Origin of the sequence: Amycolatopsis sp. NPDC006131 (assembly GCF_040614175.1) — a bacterium.
Taxonomy (GTDB): Bacteria; Actinomycetota; Actinomycetes; order Mycobacteriales; family Pseudonocardiaceae; genus Amycolatopsis_E; species Amycolatopsis_E tucumanensis.
In genome coordinates this window covers 122,634-143,861 of the sequence record NZ_JBEXTX010000003.1, presented here as the reverse complement: position 1 = coordinate 143,861, position 21,228 = coordinate 122,634, and the positions used below count along the sequence as shown (strand labels likewise).

General features: G+C 73.4%; 19 protein-coding genes. 17 read left to right on the top strand and 2 right to left on the bottom strand.

Going from position 1 to position 21,228, the window contains the following annotated elements; translation table 11 throughout:
• Window positions 1-4: 4 nt before the first annotated feature.
• The 16 genes from ABZ215_RS03245 (at window position 5) to ABZ215_RS03170 (ending at window position 17,902) form a co-directional block, all read left to right on the top strand.
• The gene (locus ABZ215_RS03245; RefSeq protein WP_237335381.1) at window positions 5-1,009 is read left to right on the top strand and encodes an ABC transporter permease; all 1,005 of its coding nucleotides are present in this window, start codon (window positions 5-7) and stop codon (window positions 1,007-1,009) included.
• Window positions 1,009-2,037, top strand: coding sequence for a zinc-binding dehydrogenase (locus ABZ215_RS03240; protein WP_354947419.1), 1,029 nt, complete (start codon window positions 1,009-1,011; stop codon window positions 2,035-2,037). Before ABZ215_RS03245 ends, ABZ215_RS03240 begins: the two co-directional genes overlap by 1 nt.
• Entirely contained in the window at window positions 2,034-2,927 is an 894-nt protein-coding gene (locus ABZ215_RS03235) for a DUF4380 domain-containing protein (RefSeq protein WP_354947417.1), read from the top strand. Before ABZ215_RS03240 ends, ABZ215_RS03235 begins: the two co-directional genes overlap by 4 nt.
• Window positions 2,927-3,667: an SDR family NAD(P)-dependent oxidoreductase gene (locus tag ABZ215_RS03230; protein WP_354947415.1), complete on the top strand. Its 741-nt coding sequence runs from the start codon at window positions 2,927-2,929 to the stop codon at window positions 3,665-3,667. The genes ABZ215_RS03235 and ABZ215_RS03230 overlap by 1 nt, the downstream gene beginning before the upstream one ends.
• A 13-nt stretch (window positions 3,668-3,680) precedes the next feature.
• Window positions 3,681-4,382 (top strand): FCD domain-containing protein, encoded by a 702-nt coding sequence (locus ABZ215_RS03225; RefSeq protein WP_020420851.1) that lies wholly within the window; start codon window positions 3,681-3,683, stop codon window positions 4,380-4,382.
• Window positions 4,379-5,524, top strand: coding sequence for a galactonate dehydratase (dgoD, locus tag ABZ215_RS03220; RefSeq protein WP_354947413.1), 1,146 nt, complete (start codon window positions 4,379-4,381; stop codon window positions 5,522-5,524). The genes ABZ215_RS03225 and dgoD overlap by 4 nt, the downstream gene beginning before the upstream one ends.
• Window positions 5,524-6,402, top strand: coding sequence for an SMP-30/gluconolactonase/LRE family protein (locus ABZ215_RS03215; RefSeq protein ID WP_354947411.1), 879 nt, complete (start codon window positions 5,524-5,526; stop codon window positions 6,400-6,402). Before dgoD ends, ABZ215_RS03215 begins: the two co-directional genes overlap by 1 nt.
• A gap of 183 nt (window positions 6,403-6,585) precedes the next feature.
• Entirely contained in the window at window positions 6,586-7,221 is a 636-nt protein-coding gene (locus ABZ215_RS03210; RefSeq protein WP_020420854.1) for a TetR/AcrR family transcriptional regulator, read from the top strand.
• Window positions 7,222-7,625: 404 nt separating this feature from the next.
• Window positions 7,626-9,080, top strand: coding sequence for an NAD(P)/FAD-dependent oxidoreductase (locus tag ABZ215_RS03205; RefSeq protein WP_354947409.1), 1,455 nt, complete (start codon window positions 7,626-7,628; stop codon window positions 9,078-9,080).
• Window positions 9,080-9,982, top strand: coding sequence for a metal-dependent hydrolase (locus ABZ215_RS03200; protein ID WP_354947407.1), 903 nt, complete (start codon window positions 9,080-9,082; stop codon window positions 9,980-9,982). The genes ABZ215_RS03205 and ABZ215_RS03200 overlap by 1 nt, the downstream gene beginning before the upstream one ends.
• On the top strand, window positions 9,979-10,968 hold the full coding sequence (locus ABZ215_RS03195) for a PDR/VanB family oxidoreductase (protein WP_354947405.1): 990 nt from the start codon (window positions 9,979-9,981) through the stop codon (window positions 10,966-10,968). The genes ABZ215_RS03200 and ABZ215_RS03195 overlap by 4 nt, the downstream gene beginning before the upstream one ends.
• A gap of 8 nt (window positions 10,969-10,976) precedes the next feature.
• Entirely contained in the window at window positions 10,977-12,374 is a 1,398-nt protein-coding gene (locus ABZ215_RS03190; protein ID WP_354947403.1) for an aldehyde dehydrogenase family protein, read from the top strand.
• Between the two features lie 5 nt (window positions 12,375-12,379).
• A complete protein-coding gene (locus tag ABZ215_RS03185) occupies window positions 12,380-13,267 on the top strand; it encodes a short-chain dehydrogenase/reductase (protein ID WP_354947401.1) in 888 nt (295 codons plus the stop codon).
• Window positions 13,268-13,621: 354 nt separating this feature from the next.
• On the top strand, window positions 13,622-15,259 hold the full coding sequence (locus tag ABZ215_RS03180; RefSeq protein ID WP_354947399.1) for an ABC-F family ATP-binding cassette domain-containing protein: 1,638 nt from the start codon (window positions 13,622-13,624) through the stop codon (window positions 15,257-15,259).
• A 138-nt stretch (window positions 15,260-15,397) separates the two neighbouring features.
• Window positions 15,398-16,954, top strand: a complete 1,557-nt coding sequence (locus tag ABZ215_RS03175) for a penicillin-binding transpeptidase domain-containing protein (RefSeq protein ID WP_354947397.1) — start codon at window positions 15,398-15,400, stop codon at window positions 16,952-16,954.
• A gap of 105 nt (window positions 16,955-17,059) precedes the next feature.
• Window positions 17,060-17,902 (top strand): phosphatidylinositol-specific phospholipase C/glycerophosphodiester phosphodiesterase family protein, encoded by an 843-nt coding sequence (locus ABZ215_RS03170; RefSeq protein WP_354947395.1) that lies wholly within the window; start codon window positions 17,060-17,062, stop codon window positions 17,900-17,902.
• 657 nt (window positions 17,903-18,559) lie between these two features.
• On the opposite strand, the gene ABZ215_RS03165 is transcribed toward ABZ215_RS03170, so the two are convergent.
• The gene (locus ABZ215_RS03165; RefSeq protein WP_237335393.1) at window positions 18,560-19,312 is read right to left on the bottom strand and encodes an NPP1 family protein; all 753 of its coding nucleotides are present in this window, start codon (window positions 19,310-19,312) and stop codon (window positions 18,560-18,562) included.
• A gap of 143 nt (window positions 19,313-19,455) precedes the next feature.
• On the opposite strand from ABZ215_RS03165, the gene ABZ215_RS03160 reads away from it, so the two are divergent.
• Window positions 19,456-20,664, top strand: coding sequence for a YncE family protein (locus ABZ215_RS03160; protein ID WP_354947393.1), 1,209 nt, complete (start codon window positions 19,456-19,458; stop codon window positions 20,662-20,664).
• Between the two features lie 4 nt (window positions 20,665-20,668).
• Here the strand turns inward: ABZ215_RS03160 and ABZ215_RS03155 are convergent, their stop codons facing one another.
• A complete protein-coding gene (locus ABZ215_RS03155; protein ID WP_020420869.1) occupies window positions 20,669-21,160 on the bottom strand; it encodes a MarR family transcriptional regulator in 492 nt (163 codons plus the stop codon).
• Between the last annotated feature and the right edge of the window lie 68 nt (window positions 21,161-21,228).

Here is a 21,228-nt window from a genome sequence, read left to right as displayed (position 1 = left end):
GACCATGACCGTTATCGACTCCCCGGCCGAGCAGCGTCGCAGCCGGGCGGGCCGCCGGTTCGGCGGGCGCTCGCTCAACGAGATCGGCCTGATCGCCGCGATCGTCGTGCTCTACGTCGCGCTCGGCAGCAGCGCCGCCGGGTTCCTCAGCCTGGACAACCAGCTCGGCATGCTCCGCGACGCCGCCACCGTCGGCATCGCCGCGTGGGGCGTGACCCTGGTGATCATCGCGGGCGAGATCGACATCAGCATCGGCCCGGCCGTCGCGTTCTCCTCGGTGCTGGTGGCCAAGGGCGCGGCGGAATGGGGCCTCGGCGTCGCCGGCGGCATCCTGCTGACCCTGCTCGCCGGTCTCGCCTGGGGCGCGCTGGCCGGCTGGCTGCGTGCCCGGTTCGACGTGCCGTCGTTCATCGCCACCCTCGGCGTGTGGAGCGCCCTGGGCGGCCTCGGTCTCTACCTCACCGACGCGCTGCCGGTCGTGCTGCCCGACAGCGGGCTGATGACCGTCCTCGGCGGTTCGGTCCTGGGCATCCCGACCCCGGCGATCATCATGGTGGTGCTGTTCTTCGTCTTCGCCTACGTCGCTCGCTACACCGCCTACGGCCGCTCGGTCTACGCGGTGGGCGGCAACGCGCCCGCGGCGCGGATGGCGGGCATCAACCTCGCGAAGATCCGCATCCTGCTGTTCGCCACCACTGGCCTGCTGTCGGCGATCACCGGGATCCTGCTGGCCGCGCGGCTCGGCTCCGGCAACGGCGGCGCGGCCTCCGGGCTGGAGTTCGACGTCATCGCCGCGGTCGTCATCGGCGGCACCGCGCTCGCGGGCGGACGCGGATCGATGCTCGGCACGCTGCTGGGCGTCGTGTTCATCACCGTCATCGGCAACGGGCTGGTGCTGCTCGGGGTGGACTCGTTCCTGCAGAACGTGGTGCGGGGCGTGATCATCGTGGTGGCCGTGCTGGTGAACGTGATCATCACCAAGCGGGCGCGGGCGACGAGGGAGAGCTAGTGAGCGACCAGATGAGGGGCGTCTACCTGCCCGGGAACTCCACGGCGGTGCTGCGTGACCTGCCGGTGCCGGAGCCGGGCCACGGCCAGGTGCTGGTCGAGGTCGGCGCGTCCGGGATCTGCGGGTCCGACATCGGCTACATCTACCACGAGCACAAGGGCCACCGCGGCGTCGACGGCCCCGCCTACCGCGGCGTCGTCGCCGGTCACGAGCCGTCCGGCCGGATCGTCGCCGCGGGTCCCGGCTGCCGCCGGTTCGGCGTGGACGACCGGGTGATCGTCTACCACATCGCCGGGTGCGGGGTGTGCGACAACTGCCGCCGCGGCTACCTGATCAGCTGCACCGGCCCGCAGCGCCAGGCCTACGGGTGGCAGCGCGACGGCGGGCACGCCCACTACGTGCTGGCCGAGGAGTCGACCTGCGTGCCGCTGCCCGACGAGCTGTCCTACGTGGACGGTGCGCTGATCGCCTGCGGCTTCGGCACCGCCTACGAGGGCCTGCGGCGCATCGGCGTCAACGGCGACGGCGACCTGCTCGTCGTCGGGCTCGGGCCGGTCGGGCTCGCGGCAGGCATGATCGGCAAGGGCATGGGCGCGCGCCGGATCGTCGGCGTGGAGCCGTCCCCGCAGCGGCGGGAGTGGGCCGCCGGACTGGACGTGTTCGACGAGGTGGTGACCCCGGACGCGGAGGTCGCGCCGGCGTTCGCCACCACGATCGACTGCTCGGGCTCGCGTGCCGGCCGTGCCACCGCGATCGTCGGTGCGGCGGAGTGGGGCCGGGTGTCGCTCGTCGGCGAGGGCGGCACGCTGGAGACGGAGGTCTCCGACGCGTTGCTGCACAAGCAGTTGACGCTCTACGCCTCCTGGGTCACGTCGGTGCCCGCGATGAGCGAGCTGGCCGTCAACCTCGCGCGCTGGGGCCTGCGGCCGGAACGGGTCGTCAGCGACCGGTTCCCGCTCGATGAAGCCGACAAGGCCTACGCGCTGGCCGCGGGCGCCAGCGCGGGCAAGGTGGTCCTGCTGCCGTGATCGACCGCGACGGCGAGGTGCTCTGGCTGGACAACGGCCTGGTGCGCCTCGGCCTGGTGCCCGCGCTCGGCGGGCGGCTGCTGTCCCTGTCCACTCCGGACGGGCGCGAAGTGCTGTGGCGCAACGAGAAGCTGCTCACCGACCGGCTGGAGCTCCGCCAGGAGCACCGGCCGCACGGGGGCAGCCTCGGCGACTGGGTGAACTACGGCGGCGACAAGACCTGGCCGGCGCCGCAGGGCTGGGAGCGGGCGGACCAGTGGGCCGGGCCGCCCGACCCGGTGCTCGACTCCGGGCGCTACGAGGTGACGGCCGAGCAGACCGCGGACAGCGCCGTGGTCACCCTGACCAGCGGCGACGACCCGCGCACCGGCCTGCGGCTGACCCGGCGCTTCGAGCTGGGCCGCCGCAGCGGCTACCGGATGACGCTCACCGCCCGCAACACCAGCGCGCGCACGGTGCGGTGGGCGCTGTGGAACGTGACGCAACTGGGGCCGGGCGAGGTGCGCGTGGACGGCCCGGCCGAGGTCACCGAGCTGCTCGCGGGAACCGCTTTCCCGGAGTGGCACGAGGTGCCCGGCGGGGTGCGGGTGCCCGCCCAGGACGTGGTCGGCAAGCTCGGCTTCCCGGGCGCCACCGGGCGGATCACGCACACCGCGGACGGCCTGACCTGGACGCAGACGTTCGCGGTGGACGAGGACGCCGAGTACCCGGACCGGGGGTCGCGGGCCGAGGTGTGGCTGGAGTGCCCGCAGCCGCGGCCGCTGGCCGCGCTCGGCGACCTGGACCCGCCGGCGCGGATCGTCGAGTGCGAGGTGCTCGGCCCGCTGACCACGCTCGCGCCCGGCGAGGCGACGACGTTGACGATCGACTGCACGATCGAGGGGGAGTGATGCGGGGAAAGGTCGCGGTGGTCACGGGCGCCGCGCAGGGAATCGGAGCGGCGACCGCGATCCGGCTCGCCGCCGACGGCGCGGCGGTGGCGCTGCTCGACGTCGCCGACGCCACGGACGTCGCCCGGCGGATCACCGACGCCGGCGGCCGGGCGCTCGCGCTGACCTGCGACGTCAGCTCCGAGGCGGACTGGGCGCGCGCCGTCGGACGCTGCCGGGAAGAGCTGGGGCCGGTCGACGTGCTGGTCAGCAACGCCTACACCGTCGACGTGCGGCCGGCGCACGAAACCACGCTGGCGTCCTGGGAGCGGCAGTTGTCGGTCAACCTCACCGGCACGTTCCTCGGGTTCCGCGCCTGCCTGGACGACCTGTCGCGGGAGGCCCGCGGCGCGGTGGTGCTGACCTCGTCGGTGCACGCGCTGGTCGGCCTGCCAGGGCGGCCCGCGTACGCGGCGACCAAGGCCGCGCTGACCGGGCTCGCGCGCCAGCTCGCCGTCGAGTACGGCACCGTCCTGCGGGTCAACTGCGTGCTGCCCGGACCGGTCCTGACCGCGGCGTGGGACGGCATCGGCGAGGACGACCGGCGGCACAGTGCCGAGGAAACCGCCGTGAAAAGGTTGGGCACTCCGGAGGAAGTCGCGGCGGCGATAGCGTTCCTGGCCGGTGACGACGCCTCGTTCGTCACCGGCGCGGCGCTGACCGTCGACGGCGGCTGGAGCGTCTACAAGAGGTCTTCGTGAGGAGGTACGGGGGATGACCGCCTACAGCGGCCGGGGCGTGCACGGGCAGACCGTGGCCACGCTCGGCGCGCGCATCGTCGCCGGGGAGATCGCCGAAGGCGCCGTGATCGACCTCGCCGAGCTGGGGCGCGACCTCGACGTCAGCATGACCGTGCTGCGTGAAGCACTGAAGGTGCTGGCGGCCAAGGGACTGGTCGAGGCGCGCCAGAAGCGGGGGACGTCGGTGCGGGCGCGGGTGCACTGGAACCTGCTGGACAGCGACGTGATCCGCTGGCGCAGCGAAGCCGGCGACACCGCGGCCGTGCTGCGCGACCTGGCGGAGGTGCGGGCCGTGGTCGAGCCGGCGGCGGCGTCGATGGCGGCGCTGCGGCGCGACGAGGACGACCTCGCCGAGCTGGACGCCGCGCTGGCGGACATGCGCACCGCGGTCGGCCCGGCCGCCCAAGTGGCCGCGGACCTGCGCTGGCACCGCGCGCTGCTGCGGGCCACGCACAACGAAATGCTGTCCCGGATGGACGTGTTCATCGAGCCCGCGCTGCGGTTGCGCGACGCGCTCGTGCACGAGGCGCACGACGACGACCCGGAGCCGAGCCACGCGGTCGTCGTGGACGCCGTGCGCCGGGGCGCGCCGGAGGAGGCCGCGGCCGCGGTGAGCGCGCTGCTGGACAAGGCGTCCTCCGACGTCGCCGGGATCATCGGGGAGAAGGACGCGTGAAGATCGTTTCGGTGGAGACGTTCCTGGTGCCGCCGCGCTGGCTGTTCTGCCGCGTGGCCACCGACGACGGTCTCGTCGGCTGGGGCGAGCCCGTCGTGGAGGGGCGTGCGGAAACCGTGCGGGCGGCCGTCGACGAGTTGTCCGACCTGCTGCTGGGCCGGGACCCGCGCCGCGTCGAGGACCTGTGGCAGGTGATGACCAAGGCCGCGTTCTACCGCGGCGGGCCGGTGTTGTCGAGCGCGGTGGCCGGGATCGACCAGGCGCTGTGGGACATCCTCGGCAAGTCGCTCGGGGTGCCGGTGCACCAGCTGCTGGGCGGCGCGGTGCGGGACGAGGTGCGGGTATACGGCTGGATCGGCGGCGACGAGCCGTCCGCGGTCGCCGAGGCCGCCGCGGCGCAGGCCGAGGCCGGGCTGACCGCGGTGAAGATGAACGCGTCCGGGCGGATCGGGCGGATGCCGAACCGGGCCGAGGTCGACGACGTGGTGTCGCGGCTGGCGGCGGTGCGCGAGGTGCTGGGCGATTCCCGGGACGTGGCGGTCGACTTCCACGGCCGGTTCGGGGTCGCGGCGGCGCGGCGCGTGATTCCGGAGCTGGCGCCGTTGCACCCGTTGTTCGTCGAGGAGCCGGTGCTGCCGGAGTACGCGCACCGGCTCGGCGACGTGGTGTCGGCGAGCGCGGTGCCGGTGGCGTGCGGGGAGCGGTTGTACTCGCGGTCGGAGTTCCTGCCGGTGCTGCAGGCGGGTGTCGCGGTGGTGCAGCCGGATCTGTCGCACGCGGGCGGGATTTCGGAGGTGCGGCGGATCGCCTCGCTGGCGGAGACCTTCGACGCGCTGGTCGCCCCGCACTGCCCGCTCGGGCCGCTGTCGCTGGCGGCGAGCCTGCAGGTCGCGTTCGCCACGCCGAACTTCCTCATCCAGGAGCAGAGCATCGGCATCCACTACAACGCCGGGGCCGAGCCGCTGGACTACCTGGCCGACGTGCGGCCGTTCGCGTTCCACGACGGCGCAATCCGCCGGTGGGACGCGCCGGGGCTGGGGGTCGAGATCGACGAGGACGCGGTGCGCAAGGCCGACGCCGTGGGTCACCGGTGGCGGCCGCCGGTGTGGCGGCACCCCGACGGATCGTTCGCGGAGTGGTGATGAGTCCGGAGTGGACGGTGTTGTCGGCCGAGCGGTTCGCGCTCGGTGAGGGTTTGCGTTCGGTGTCCGGTGGTCTGGTGATGACGGACATCCTCAGTGGACGGTTGCTGTCGGTGGACACCGGCGAGGTGCTGGTGTCCCTGGACGAGCCGCTGGGCGCGGTGGCGCCACTGGCCGGGGGTGGGTGGATCGCCGCGGCCGGGCGGGGGATGGCGGTGCTGGACGGCGGGGTGCGGTGGCTCGCCCGGCCGGTTGATGCGTCGATGCGGATGAACGACGGCGTGGCGGACGCGTCGGGACGCTTCTGGGCGGGCGCGATGGCGTGGGACGCGCGGCCGGGGGCGGGACGGCTGTTCCGGGTCGATCCGGACGGTTCGGTGCACACGGTGCTCGAGGGCCTGACCGTGCCGAACGGCCCGGTGTTCGCCGGGGACACGATGTACCTGGCGGACAGCGCGGCCGGGGTGATCCACCGGTACGAGGTGTCCGAGGCGGGGGAGCTCGGCCCCGGTGAGCTGTTCGCGCGCGTCGAGGAGGGCAGCCCGGACGGAATGACGGTCGACGCGGAGGGCTACGTGTGGTCGGCGATCTGGGGAGCGTCCCGCGTGGTGCGTTTCGCGCCGGACGGGACGGTCGACCGGGTGCTCCTGGTGCCGGCCGTCCAGCCGACGAGTGTCTGCCTGGCGGGTGGCCGGCTGATAGTCACGTCGGCGACGCACGGGCTGGCCGCGCCGGGGCCGCTGGACGGCGCGGTGCTGACAACGCCGTGTTCTGTGGCGGCGGCGCCCGCGTGTGCGGCCCGTGTGCGGCCCGGCTTGCCCACGGTTCGGCTGGGCAAGACCATTACGCCCGAGGACGTCCGTTCGCTGGACGACTGAGTGGGTGCGGTCGCCTCCCACGGCGAATCGGCACGTCCGGCGCCGTCAACGGGGGCGGACGGGGCAGTGCTGGACCTGCGGCGGCTGCCTGTCCGGCTCGCGTGGGAGCCGGGTGCGCCGCCGCTGGGGAGGGCCGGGTGTGGGCTGCCCCGGCCGCGTAGGCGCGCGTGACAGGATGGCCGCATGGTTGCCGGATCCGCGGGTCGTCCCTGGCGGGGTGTCGACGCCGATGAGCGGCAGGCCCGCCGGCGGGAGCGGCTCGTCTCGGCGGCCTTCGACATCATGGGCACCGACGGCGCCGCCGCGGTGACCATGCGCGGCGTCTGCCGCGCCGCGAAGCTGACCGAGCGCTACTTCTACGAGAGCTTCGCCCGGCGCGAGGACCTGCTGGTCGCCGTGCTGGAGGACGTTGCCGGGCAGGCTCGTGAGGTGCTGCTCGCCGCGCTCGCGGAGGCCCCGGACGACACCGCCGCCATGGTCCGCCACGCCGTCGCCGAGTTCACCGCCTTCGTCACCGGCGACCCGCGCCGCGGGCGCATCCTCTTCGTCGAGTCGCTGGCCGCGCCGGAGCTGTCCACCCGCGGCGGCGAACTGGTCGGCGAGTTCACCGCCACCATCGCGCAGGCCCTGCGCAGCCCCGCGCTGGCCGGCGAGAACGCCGACGACCGCGACGTGGACCTCAACGCCCAGGCGGTTTTCGGTGCGCTGGCCTACCTGTTCCAGGGCTGGCTCGCCGGGCGGCTGGACGTGTCCCGGGAGCGGTTCGTCGCCCACGCGGTGCAGGTGATCGAGCACCTGGCGCGGGCGCACTCCGCCTGACCTGCCCCGCACACCGGCGCATGCGCCCGGCTCATGGCGCCCCGCGGGCGCGCGCCGCCTGGCCGGGCCGCCGCCCGCGGGCGCGCGCCGCCTGGCTTGCCCTACGCAGGCGCATCCGCCCGGCTCATGCCGCCCCGCGGGCGCGCGCCGCCTGACCTGCCCCACACAGGCGCATCCGCCCGGCTCATGGCACCCCGCCGGCCACGCCGCCTGACCTGGCCCCCGCCCCCGCGGGCCCACTCCGCCTGACCTGCCCCGCGCAGGCGAATCCGCCCGCATTCCGCTCGATCTGCACCACCCCGCGAGTGCCCCAACACCCCTCCCAAACCTGACATCACCTGATGTTGACATCACCCGATGTCTCTTTTACCGTCGGCGGAGTACCAGGCAGCGAGGAGGCTTCCATGCGTGAGCGAGTCCGGGTGGCGATCATCGGCGCCGGGTTCGGGGGGCTGGGCACCGCGATCGGCCTCAAGCGCGCCGGCATCGACGACTTCGTCGTCCTCGAACGCGCCGCCGACGTGGGCGGCACCTGGCACGCCAACACCTACCCGGGCGCGCAGTGCGACATCCCGTCCATCCTGTACTCGTTCTCGTTCGCGCCGAACCCGCGCTGGAGCCGCCTCTACCCGTACCAGCCGGAGATCCGCGACTACCTGCGCCGCTGCGCCGAAGACTTCGGCATCACGCCCCACCTCCGCCTGCGCCACGAGGTCCGCGAAGCGAGCTGGCGGGACGGCGCCTGGCACATCACCACCGACCGGGGTGCCTGGGAAGCGCAGGTGCTCGTCGGCGCGATCGGCCCCTTCAGCGAACCCGCGGTGCCGGACCTGCCGGGCCTGAACCGCTTCCGGGGCACCACCTTCCACACGTCCACTTGGGACCACGACCAGAACCTCGACGGCCGCCGCGTCGCGGTCGTCGGCACCGGTGCCTCCGCCGTGCAGATCATCCCGCAGCTGCAGCCGCGGGTCGCGCGCCTCACCGTCTTCCAGCGCACCCCGACCTGGATCATGCCCCACCCGGACCGCCCGGTCACCGGTCTGCGGCGCCGCCTCCTCGGCCAGGTCCCCGGCGCGCTGAGCCTCGCCCGCACCGGGTTCGACCTGGTGCAGGAAGCCCTCGTGCCGGGCCTGGTGCACCAGCCGCTGCTGCTCAAGGGCATGGAGGCCGTCGCCCGCGCCCACCTGCGCCGCCAGGTCCGCGACCCGCGGCTGCGCGCCAAGCTCACCCCGTCCTACGCGTTCGGCTGCAAGCGCCCCACCTTCTCCAACGCCTACTACCCGGCGCTGGCCCAGCGCAACACCGACGTCGTCACCGAGCCGATCAAGGAGGTGACCGAACGCGGCATCGTCACCGGCGACGGCGCCGAGCACCCGGCCGACACCATCGTCTTCGGCACCGGTTTCCGCATGACCGACCACCCCGGCTTCACCCGGCTGCGCGGCCGGGACGGCCGCACCCTGGCCGAGGTCTGGAACGGCAGCCCGCGCGCCTACCTGGGCACCACGGTCGCCGGCTTTCCCAACTTCTTCCTGCTGCTCGGGCCGAACTCGGTCGTCTACACCTCCCAGGTCGTCACGATCGAAGCCCAGGTCGCCTACATCCTCGACTGCCTGCGCGAAATGGACCGAAGAGGACTGTCCACACTGGAGGTCAAGGCGACGGCGCAGCAGGACTACGTGCGGCGCGTCGACCACGGCCTGCGCAACTCGGTGTGGAACACCGGCGGCTGCCGCAGCTACTACCTCGACTCCGCGGGGCGCAACTTCACCTTCTTCCCCGGTTTCAACCGCACCTTCCGTGCCACCACCCGGCGGGTCGACCTCGCCGACTACCACCTGGAGAGGACGGCGTGATGTTCCGCATCGGCAAACCCCGCATCGACCCCCGCGGCGCCCGGCGCTACACCGGTGAGGCGTACGCGATCGCCGCGCGCGACGTGCACTTCTCCTGGGACGACGTGCCCCTGCACTACATCCCCGGCGAGCCCATGGCGACGCACCTGATCAACGTGATGCACCTGGTGCTCCCCGAGGGCGAGCGCGCCATGTCGGCGGCACTGGCCGAGGCGCTGCCGCTGATCGACGACCCGCGGCTGCGCGAGGAGGTCACCGGTTTCGTCGGGCAGGAAGCCGTGCACGCCTCGTCCCACGAAGGCGCCCGGGGCCACCTCGCCGAGCTCGGCCTGCCCGTCGAACCGGTCGCCCGCAAGATGGACTGGCTCGTCGACCGGGTCCTCGGCGACCACGGCCTGTCCGGCAAAGCCAAGCACGCGTGGCTGTGCGAGCGGCTCGGCCTGTTCGCCGCGATGGAGCACTACACGGCGGTGGTCGGGGAGTGGCTGCTCGGCGCCGACCACCTGCAGCGCGCCGGCATGCACCCGGTCATGCTGGACCTGATCCGCTGGCACGGCGCGGAGGAGGTCGAGCACCGCAACGTCGCCTTCGACGCCTTCATGCACGTCGACGGCGGCTACGCCCGCCGCGTGCGCACCGCGTTGATCGCCAGCTTCACCCTCGCCGTGCTGTTCGTCGGCACCGGCCGCTACCTCTACAACGCCGATCCCACCCAGGACAAGGGCGGGCCGTGGTGGCGCGAACTGATCAGCGCCACCCGCCGCGGCGTGACGCCCAAGCTGTCGATCTTCCTCACCGAGATCCCGAAGTACCTGCGGCCCAGCTTCCACCCGTCGCAGATGGGCAGCATGGACAAGGCCGTCCGCTACCTGGCCCAGTCGCCGGCCGCCAACGCCGCATGACCACCGCGGGCATGCGCCTGGCCGCGGCGGCCAGCGGCGCGTACCGGCGGGTGTTCGCCGCCGGGCCGGTCGCGCCGCTGCTGTCGCGGCCGAATCCGGTGCGCCGCACCGGTTACGACCTCGACGTCGTGGTCCAGCGAGTGCGGCAGGAGGCCGAGGACGTCGTCAGCCTGACGTTGGCGGGCGACGACCTGCCGGCGTGGCTGCCGGGCGCGCACCTGGACGTGTTCCTGCCGTCGGGGCTCCAGCGCGCGTATTCGTTGTGCGGCGATCCGGCCGAATCGACTTACCGCATCGCCGTGCGGCGTCTCGGTGCGGGCTCGCGGGAAGTGCACGCGCTGCGGGAGGGGGACCGGCTCCGGGTGCGCGGGCCGCGCAATGCGTTTTCCCTGGTCGGCAACGCACCGTCCTACCTGTTCGTCGCCGCGGGCATCGGCATCACGCCGATCCTGCCGATGGCCCGTGCCCGCCGCGGTCGCCTTGTCTACTTGGGACGGTCGCGGGCGACCATGCCGTTCCTGTCCGAACTGGACGACGCCGAGGTCCGCCCCGACGACGAGTGCGGTCCGCCCGACCTGCGGGAGATCCTCTCCCTCGCCGAGCCGGGGGCCGCGGTGTACCTGTGTGGTCCGCCGCCGTTGATGGCCGGAGCGCAGCGGATCCTGCGCGCGATCAACCCCACGGCGTCCCTGCACACCGAGCGGTTCAGCCCGCCGGTGGTGGAGGGCGGGAGGCCGTTCGAGGTCCACCTGCGCCGCAGCGGGAAGACGGTGGAGGTGGGTGCGGAAGAAGGCGCTCTCGCCGCGATCGGCCGGGTGCTGGACGTGCCGTACTCGTGCCGTCAGGGGTTCTGCGGCACCTGCAAGGTCCGCGTGCTCGACGGCGAGGTCGATCACCGCGACCGTCTGCTCACCCCAGCCGAACGCGACGACGCGATGCTCGTCTGCGTTTCCCGCGCCACCGGCCGTCTCGTTCTCGATCTCTGAGGAGTGTCATGACTGTCGTCGACCACGACGTGACCACCGGCGTCACGGCCGCCGTGCAGGCAGCGCGAGCGGCCGCGCCGGGCTGGGCCGAGCTCGGCTTCACCGGGCGGTCCCGGCGCTTGCGAGCCTGGCGGCGGGCCATCGCCCGGGGCGCGACCGAGCTGGCCGGGCTGATCCACCGCGAGATGGGCAAACCGCTGCCGGACGCGATGCTGGAGATCGCGATGGCTCTGGAGCACCTGGCGTGGGCCGAACGCAATGCCGAGGCCGTGCTCGGCCCGCGCACGGTGCGGCCCGGCGCGCTCACCGCCAACCACAAGTGCGTCGTCGAGTACCGGCCCCACGGCGTGGTCGGTGTGATCGGGCCGTGGAACTACCCGGTCTTCACGCCGCTGGGCTCGATCGCGGCCGCGCTCGCCGCGGGCAACACGGTGGTGTTCAAGCCCAGCGAGTACACGCCCGAGGTCGGCCGCTGGCTGGGCGAGGCGTTCGGCGACGCGTCGGTGCTGGGGGTCGTCACCGGCGACGGCCGAACCGGCGCCGCGTTGTGCCGGTCCGGTGTGGACAAGATCGGCTTCACCGGCTCCACCGCGACCGGCCGCCGGGTCATGGCCGCCTGCGCCGAGTCGGTCACGCCGGTGCTGATGGAGTGCGGCGGCAAGGACGCCCTGCTCGTGGACGCCGACGCCGATTTGGACGCGGCCGCGGACGCCGCGGTGTGGGGCGGCATGTCCAACGCCGGTCAGACCTGCCTGGCGGTCGAGCGGGTGTACGTCCACCGGGACGTGCATGACGCGTTCCTGGAGAAGGTCGTCGCTCTGGCGCGTGGGGTGCGGGCCGGCGAGCACATCGGGCCGGTCACCATGCCCGGCCAGGTGGAGGTCATCGACAGCCACATCCGCGACGCGCTGGACCGCGGCGGCCGCGCGGTGCTGGGCGGGCCGGACGCCGTGCGGGGCCGGTTCGTCGAGCCGACGATCCTCACCGGCGTGCCCGAGGACAGCGCCGCGGTCACCGAGGAGACGTTCGGGCCCACGCTGACCGTGACCGCGGTCGCCGACATGGACGAAGCGGTCGAACTCACCAACCGCAGCCGGTACGGGCTCGGCGCGACGGTATTCGCCCGCCGCGACGGCGAGGCGATCGCGCGGCGGATCCGGTCCGGCGCCGTGTCGGTCAACGCCTTCGTCGCGCACGCGACCGTGCCCGCGCTGCCGCTGGGCGGCACCGGGGCGTCCGGCTTCGGGCGGGTGCACGGCGCGGACGGGCTGCGTGAGTTCGCCTACCCGCGCGCGACCACCGCGCAGCGGTTCCCGTCACCGGTGCCGTTGACGTCGTTCCGCCGGCCGCCGTGGGCGGACACGCCGGTGCGGGTGCTGCTCGCGGTCCGGCACGGGTGGCGGTGACCGTGGTGCTAGCGACACTGCGCGACCTCGGATTGCCGCTCCCCGGCGGGCGGACCTACCGCGTCGCGGGACGGACGGTGCTGATCACCGGCGGCGGCGCCGGCATCGGGCGGGGGCTCGCGCGGGTCCTGCACGCGCGGGGCGCGGTGGTGGCGCTCGTCGACCGCGACGGCGCCGCGCTGGAGGCGGCCGCGGAGGAACTGGGGGACCGGGTGCTCACCGCAGTCGCCGACGTGCGCGACCGGGACGGGATCGCGTCGGCGGTGCGGGGTCTGGCCGGCCGCGCGGGCGGGCTGGACGTGGTCGTCGCCAACGCCGGGGTCACCCCGCCGCCCGCGACGCTGCGGCAGATCGAGCCGGGCGAGTTCGACCGGGTGCTTGCGGTCAACGTCACCGGTGCGTTCAACACCGTGCGGCCCGCGCTGGACCACCTGATCGCCCGGCGGGGGCACGTGGTGGTGGTGTCCTCGGCGGCGGCTTTCGTGCCCGGCCCTGGCGGCGCGGCGTACATGGTGAGCAAGGCGGCGGTCGAACAGCTGGGCCGCGCGTTGCGGCTGGAGCTGGCCGGGCACGGCGTGACGGCCGGGGTCGCGTACTTCGGGGTCGTCGACACGCAACTGGCGCGCACCACCCTCGACGACGACCCGCTCGGGCAGGCGCTGGAGAAACGCCTGCCGCGCCCGCTGCGCCGCCGCATCACTGCGACGGAGGCGGCCACAGTGCTGGCCGACGCGATCGCCCGCCGCGCGGGGCGCACGCTCGCGCCGGCGGCGTGGCAGCCGTGGGCGCTGCTGCGCGGGGTGGTGAACGTGGCCGCGGACGCCTACCTGGCCGCCGACCGGACGACGCAGGCGCTGATCCGCGAGCTGGAGGAGCGGGGGAAGGCGGGGTGATGGCCGGTGGCCGGGGCATCGGCCGAGGCCGGGGCACCGCGCCGCGATGGTGATCGCTTCGCGCCACGCGATGGTGGCGGTTCTGCCGGGCAGAGGCGGCGGGTTCGTGTCGCGGGGGTGGCGGCTGGCCTCGCGCCGCGAACGGCGGCGGGTTTCGTGTCGCGGGGTGGCGGCGGGTTTCGTGTCGCGGCCGGCGGCGGGCTTCGCGCCGCACCTTCCCGGGCGGCTTCCCGCCAGACCGCGCGACCGCGGCCGGCTCTCCCCGCGCCGCGATATCTTCGCGCCGCGACGTGGCCGCAGTTCAGCACCGACCTGCCGGACCACCTGACCTGGCCCTGAAGTTAGGGTTGCCCGGTGAGTGCGACCCTCCAGGCCAAGGACCTGACCGCGGGCCACGGGCACCGCACCCTCTTCTCCGGCCTCGACCTGGTGGTGGCGCCGGGTGACGTCGTCGGGCTGGTCGGCGTCAACGGCGCGGGCAAGTCCACGCTGCTGCGGATCCTCGCCGGGGTGGACACGCCCGAGGCGGGCGAGGTCCGGCTCACCCCGCCCGCGGCGACCGTCGGGTACCTGCCGCAGGAACCGGAACGCAGGCCGGGCGAGTCGGTGCGCGAGTTCCTGGCTCGGCGCACCTCGGTCGCGGCGGCGCAGGCGGAGCTGGACGCGGCCACCGAGGCCCTGACCGCGGGCGCCGACGGAGCCGACGACCGCTACGCCGTCGCCCTCGACCGGTGGCTGGCGCTGGGCGGCGCGGACCTCGACCACCGCGCCGAGGAGGTCGCGGTCGAGCTGGGCCTGTCGGTGGACCTCGACCAGCCCATGACGTCGCTGTCCGGCGGGCAGGCCGCCCGCGCCGGGCTCGCGTCGCTGCTGCTCAGCCGCTACGACGTGTTCCTGCTCGACGAGCCGACCAACGACCTCGACCTGGACGGCCTGGCGCGGCTCGAGCGGTTCGTCACCGGGCTGCGCGCGGCGACCGTGCTGGTCAGCCACGACCGGGAGTTCCTCGCCCGCACCGTCGACCAGGTGCTGGAGCTGGACCTGCCGCAGCAGCAGGTGCGGCTCTACGGCGGCGGGTACGAGTCGTACCTGGAGGAGCGCGCCGTGGCGCGGCGGCACGCGCGCGAGAACTACGAGGAGTACGCGGCGACGCGCGCTTCGCTGGAGGAGCGGGCGCGCACGCAGCGCGCCTGGATGGAGAAGGGCGTCCGCAACGCCCGCCGCAAGGCCGCGGACAACGACAAGGCCGGCCGCAAGTTCCGCGCCGAGGCCACCGAGAAGCAGGCCGCGAAGGCCCGCCAGACCGACCGGATGATCGAACGGCTGGAGGCCGTCGAGGAGCCGCGCAAGGAGTGGGAGCTGCGGATGGAGATCGCCGCCGCCCCGCGGGCCGGCGCGGTCGTGGCGACGCTGCGGGGAGCCGTGGTGCGGCGGGACGCGTTCACCCTCGGGCCGGTGGACCTGCAGATCGACTGGGCCGACCGGGTGGCGATCACCGGTGCGAACGGGGCAGGCAAGTCGACGCTGCTGGCCGCGCTGCTCGGGCGGGTTCCGCTCGACGCCGGGTCGGCGTCGCTGGGGTCCGGGGTGGAGGTCGGCGAGGTCGACCAGGCGCGCCGGCTGTTCCTCGGCGACCTGCCGCTGGCCGAGGCGTTCGCGCGGGAGGTCCCGTCCCTCGCCGACGCCGACGTCCGGACGCTGCTCGCGAAGTTCGGCCTGGCGGCCGCGCACGTGCTCCGCCCCGCGGCGACGCTGTCCCCGGGCGAGCGCACCCGCGCGGCGCTCGCGCTGCTGCAGGCGCGCGGGGTGAACCTGCTGGTACTGGACGAGCCGACCAACCACCTCGACCTGCCCGCCATCGAGCAGCTGGAGTCCGCTTTGGACAGCTACCGGGGCACGCTGCTGCTGGTGACCCACGACCGGCGCATGCTGGAGGCGGTCCACGTGACCCGGCGGCTGGAGGTCGTGGACGGCAAGGTCACCGAGCTCTGAGCCGTGACTTTCTCCGCGCCCGCGACGAGGTGACGCGCCCGGGCATGGGGCGCACGCTGCGGCGATATCGGTTCACGTATCGCCCAACGGGTGGCGTGGTCTTGGACAGGCGTACCACTTCGGTGCTGGGGTGGCGCCATGAGAACGAAGAAGTGGCTGCTGACCTGCGGCGTGGTCGCGGTGATCGCGATCGTCACGGCAGCGATCGTGGTTCTGCGTGGCCGCCCGGGCGGCGCACCCGCCGGGGACGGTGTCGCGGCGGCGGTCGGGCAGTACCTGCGCGCGTGGTCGGCAGGCGACGACCGGCAGGCCGGTGCGCTGACCGACGATCCCCGTGGCGCCGGCACGGTGCTCGCCGCGTCCCGGTCGGGTCTCGGGGCCTCCGCGGTGACGGCGACGCTCCAGGACGTCAGCGGCGACACCGCGCGCGTCCGTGTCGAGTGGACACTGAGTCAGGGAGGGGTGTGGACCTACGACACCGCGCTGACCGTCGTCCCGGGTGACGGCGCGCCACGCGTGCACTTCACCCCGGCGGCGATCCACCCCGAGCTCGGCGAGGGCGACCGGATGGTCACGCGCTCCGCGGCCACCGGGGTCGCCCTCGTGGACCGGGACGGCGCGCCGTTGCTGAGGTGGGGCACGAGCGGCCCGGAGGCCGTCGAACCGTCGCTCGCGCCGTTGATCCTGCCCGGGCTCGGGCGACTGCTCGCGATCGACAGCACTGCCTGGACCGTGTCGCGGGTCGACCGGCAGGGCCGGGAAGAAGTGCTCCACCGCGCCGGACAGCCGCCCGCAGCGCCGATGAGAACCACGCTGAGCCGCACCGTTCAGCGGGCGGCGCAGGCGGCGGTGGACGGTGCGCCGGGGCCCGCGATGCTGGTCGTGATCCAGCCGTCCACCGGGGACATCCTGGCCGTGGCGCAGAACGCGCAGGTCACCGACGGCAACCCGCTGACCGGCCTGTACGCCCCGGGATCCACGTTCAAGATCGCCACCGTGACCGCGGCGCTGGAACGGGGACTCGCTCGCGCGGACGAGCAACTGCCGTGCCCGGCGACCGTCCGGATCGGGCAGCGGACGATTCCCAACGAGGACCTGTTCGCCTTCCCCTCGCTGCCGTTGCACTCGGCGTTCGCGCACTCGTGCAACACGACCTTCGCGCAGCTGGCTTCGCGGCTGCCCGCGGACGGGCTGGCCGAGGCGGCCGGACGACTGGGCCTGAACGCCGACTTCACCATCCCGGGAATCACCACCGAGGCGGGCAAGGTGGTGCCCGCGACCGGCTCGGCCGATCAGGTCGAGTCGGCGATCGGCCAGGGCTCGGTGCAGGCCAGCCCGTTCGGGCTCGCGTTGATGGCGGCGACCGTCGCGGCGGGCGAACCCGTGACGCCGCAACTGGTTCGCGACCGCCCCACGACGGTCAACGAGGGTTACACCGCGCCGTCCCGGAACGTGATCACCGAGCTGCGGACGATGATGCGGGAGGTCGTCACCGGCGGCACCGCGACCGGCCTGCGGGCGAGCGGAACCGTGCACGGCAAGACGGGCACGGCGCAGTACGGCGACGGCAGCCAGGCGAACGGCTGGTTCGTGGGCTACCGGGGGGACGTCGCGTTCTCGGCGCTGACCCTCGCGACCAACTCGTCGAAGCCCGCCGTCGCGCTGTCCGCGGCCTTCCTGAACCGGCTGCCCTGACCGCCGTGCGGCCCGAAAGATCCGCTTCGCGCCCCGTTCACCCTGGCGACCGGCCCCATCCACCGGCGGTGGTTAGACAGTGCCGGTGCCGGAGAAGGGAAACCGATGAAACGACTGCTGTTGCTGATCTTCGCCGTGGTCGTGGCGGGCGGTGCGCTGCCTGCGACGGCGGCGCCGCGGGTGCAGCCGCTCGAACACGCCCACGCCCACAACGACTACGAGCACGACCGCCCGCTGGCGGATGCTCTCGACCACGGCTTCACCTCGGTCGAGACCGACGTGTGGCTGGTGGACGGCGAACTGCGAGTGGCGCACGACCTCGTCGACGCGCGGCCCGGGCGCACCCTGACCAGCCTGTACCTGAAGCCGCTCGCCCAGCGGGTGCACGCCGGCGGCGGCCGGGTCTACCCGCGGTGGCGCGGGTCGTTCCAGCTGCTGATCGACATCAAGAGCGACGGTGCGTCGACGTACCAGGCGGTGGACGCGGCGCTGCGCGAGTTCCGGTTCATGCTCACGCAGTGGACCAACGGGCACGAGCGCAGCGGCGCGGTCGAGGTGGTCATCAGCGGCAACCGGCCGCGCGCGGACATGCTGGCGCAGCGCAGCAGGCTGGCGGGCTACGACGGGCGGCTGGCCGACCTGGGCACCGGCACGCCGGCCGGTTTCATGCCGCTGGTGAGTGACAACTGGAGCAACGCCTTCACGTGGCAGGGCGTGGGCCCGATGCCGGCAGCCGAGCGGGCGAAGCTGCAGGGGATCGTCGCGCAGGCCCACGAGGCCGGCTACCGGATCCGCTTCTGGGCGACGCCCGACACGCCGGGCGCCGCGCGGGAGGCGGTGTGGCGGGAGCTGCTGGCGGCCGGGGTGGACCACATCAACACGGACGACCTGGCCGGGCTGCGGGAGTTCCTGCTGGCCAACGACCCAGCCGAGCGCCGGGTGGCTTGATCCGGTTGGTGAGGGCGGCTTGAGCCGTTTCACCACGGACGGTGGTGGCTGGGCGCGGGCGGCGGCTTGGTTTCGGCGGACGGGCCGCCGCCGGCGCTGCGGTGCATGGACTGGCCGGCCGCCGGATCTTCAGGTGGGTGGGGGCGGGGTGGCCCGTCACCATCGGTGGGTGGGAAACGAACTGCCGGTGGGCCGGACGGTTGAACCCGAGTCGGCTGGGCTCCGGCCCGCCGTCAGGGGCGGCGGGGTCGCGCGGCCCGGCCGAATCCCCCGGTCCTCCCGGCGGCTCGGCGACCTCGCCCCGCACCGCGGCTCGGCCGATCGGCCCGGTCCCGGTGGCCCGGCCGAGCGTCAGGCGGCTTGAGCCGTTTCACCACGGGAAGGTGATGGGCTGGGCGCGGGCGGCGGATTGGTTTCGGGGGCAGGGCCGCCGCCGGCGCTGGGATGAACCCACCCGGCCTACGGCGTGCCGGACGGTTGAACCCGAGGCGGCTGGGCTTCGGCCCGCCGTCAGCGGTGGCGGGGTCGCGCGGCCCGGCCGCGGGAGTTCCCGCTGGCCAACGGCCCAGCCGAGCACCAGGCGGCTTGATCCGGTTGGTGAGGGTGGCACGAGCCGCCCTCACCAACCGTCCGGAACTCGCTGTCCGTCAACCAGTCCTACGCAGCCGGATCGAACGGAATCCCCGCGGGCTTGGCCTTCGTCAGGTTGCTCGCGAACGCACTGTCCTTGATCGCGAAGCTCGCGGATCCGAAGTCCGCGCCCATCAACCGGTCGCGGATGCCCGCCGGGTAGTTGTCCCAGCTCACCAGGTCCGGGTACTGCCACGTGCCGTAGTGGTTTTCCGGCGTCTCGGTCATCCCCGCGAGGCGGAAGCAGTGCGTGCTCGCGCCGTCCTTGTGGTAGACGACCTTCGCGTGCGTGCCGTCCCAGCCGACCTGCGCGCGCGGGTAGGTGGAGTACTCGCCGTGCGCGGACACCGACACGTACTCCGCCTGGCCGCCCTGCACCCAGACCACCACGTGCTCGATGTCGTGCCGGTGCCCGCAGCAGTCGATGCCCGGCACCGCCTGGTCCTTCTCGAAGTACAGGTCGTAGACGTAGGCGCACCAGCCGTTGTTGCACTTCGACCGCGAGTACGAGTTCGTGTTGTCCAAATCGGACTGGTCGTGGCAGTTGCCGTTCAGGGCGCCGGAGTTGTTGAGCCCCGGGTTGAGCGTGCCGTCCGGGCCGATGGCGGGCGTCGGGTAGCAGCCGTCGCCGTCGTAGTCGAACGCGGGCTGCCACTTGCCGTCCTCGGCGGCGTAGCTCGCGGGAAGCGCTTTCGGCGGCTCGGCCCACGCGGCGGCGGGCAGCAGGACGGTGAACAGGGTCGCGATCACGGTGACGACAGCGGCTCTTCTCGCGCGCATGACTGACCTTTCCCTCGGCGATCTCGTGGGAAAGTACCGGGATCGATCCACAGCCGGTGGTCCCGCGCGTGAACAAGTGCTTACGGACCGCTCCCGAGTTGCGCTACTCTCCAGTAGGTAGCCGCTTCCAACGGAGGAAGACCATGCGTGCTCGCGCGTTCCTGCTCGGTGCCCTCATGCTCGCCGCCGCGCCCACGGCCGCCACCGCCGAGCCGGCCCTGCAGGAGGTCCTGCTCGTCGGCAACAACTGGGAGGGCACGGCCGACGTCCTCGCCTCGACCGGGGACTTCCACCGCATCGGCCGGATCGACGTCGTCCCGGACAAGGACGAGCGGCTGCGCGAGATCTACCTCAACCCGGTCCGGCTCGCGTTCTTCCTGGGCATCCGCGAGACCGTGGGGGAGGGGCACGACCAGTTCGTCGACGACATGTACTCCACCCCCGACGGCTCCGCGATCGTGGTGTCCCGCCCCAGTTTCGCCGACGTGGTCTCGATCGACACCGGTACCGGCGCGATCAACTGGCGCTTCCCGGTCTCCGGTTTCCGCGCCGACCACATGGCCGTCTCGCCGGACGGGCTGCGGGTCGCGGTGTCGGCGTCCACCAGCAACCGGGTGCACGTGCTGGACATCCGCACCGGCGCGGAACTGGGCTCGTTCGCCACCGGCGACAAGCCGCACGAAAACGTTTTCTCCGCCGACGGCCGCTACCTGTGGAACATGTCCATCGGGGAGGTCAACAACGACCTCGACGCGCCGTTCCTGGACCCGTTGAAGGGCGATCGCCGCATCACCGTGGTCGACGCCACGACGTTCCGGCAGGTGCGGATCATCGACGTGCGGCCGCGGCTGGACGCCTTCGGGGCCGACCACTCCGACGCCGTGCGCCCGGTCGCGTTCAGCCCGGACGAGTCGGTGCTCTACTTCCAGGTGTCGTTCTTCAACGGCTTCTTCGAGTACGACGTCCCCGGCGACCGGATCACCCGCGTGAAGACGCTGCCGAAGAACCCGGCGACCAGCGACGACCGCACCACGTTCGTCAACGACTCGCGCCACCACGGTCTGTCGATGAACCCCGCGGGCACGAAGCTGTGCGTGGCGGGCACGATGGACGACTACGCGACGGTGGTCGACCGCGCCACCCTGCGGGAGGGCCCGCTGGTGACGGCGAGCAAGCCGTACTGGGCCACGGTCAGCGGCGACGGCGCCGCGTGCGTCATCTCCGAGAGCGGGACCGACCAGGTGACCGCCATCGACTTCGCGACCGGGCAGAAGATCACGTCCGTGCCGGTGGGCGACCACCCGCAGCGGGTGCGGCTGGCCTACCTCCCGGCTGGCTGGACCGGGGTCTGACCGGTCAGGTCTTCTTGCGGCGCGCGGTGGCCGAGCGCGGCGGAGCGGCGCGCATCCGCTCGCGCACCCCGCTCAGGATGCCGCTCAGCGTGGTGAGGTCCCGCCGGGACAGCCCCTCGAACAGCATCGTGCGCACCACGTCGACGTGGCCGGGCAGGACGCGGTTCACCATGTCCCGGCCGGCGTCGGTGATCGTCACCGTCACGCTGCGCTCGTCGTCCTCGGACTGGCGGCGGGTGACCAGCCCGGCCTTGTCCAGCAGCCCGGCCTGGTAGGTCAGGCCGCTGCGGCTGTAGACGACCCCGTCGGCCAGGTCGGTCATCCGCTGGCTGCCGCCGGGGGAGTTCGCGAGCCGGGCGAGGATCTGGAACTGCACCCAGCTCAGCGGCCCGCTCGCGCGCAGCTGCTGCTCCACCGCGTGCTGCAGGAGGCTGCTGACCTCCATCAGCGCGAAGTACGCGTCCAGCTGCTCGGAGTCGAGTGCGTCGTGGCTCACGCCCGGAATTCTACTTGCTTCGACTTCGAAGCGTGCTATGGTCGAGATGTGCTTCGAATTCGGAGCAA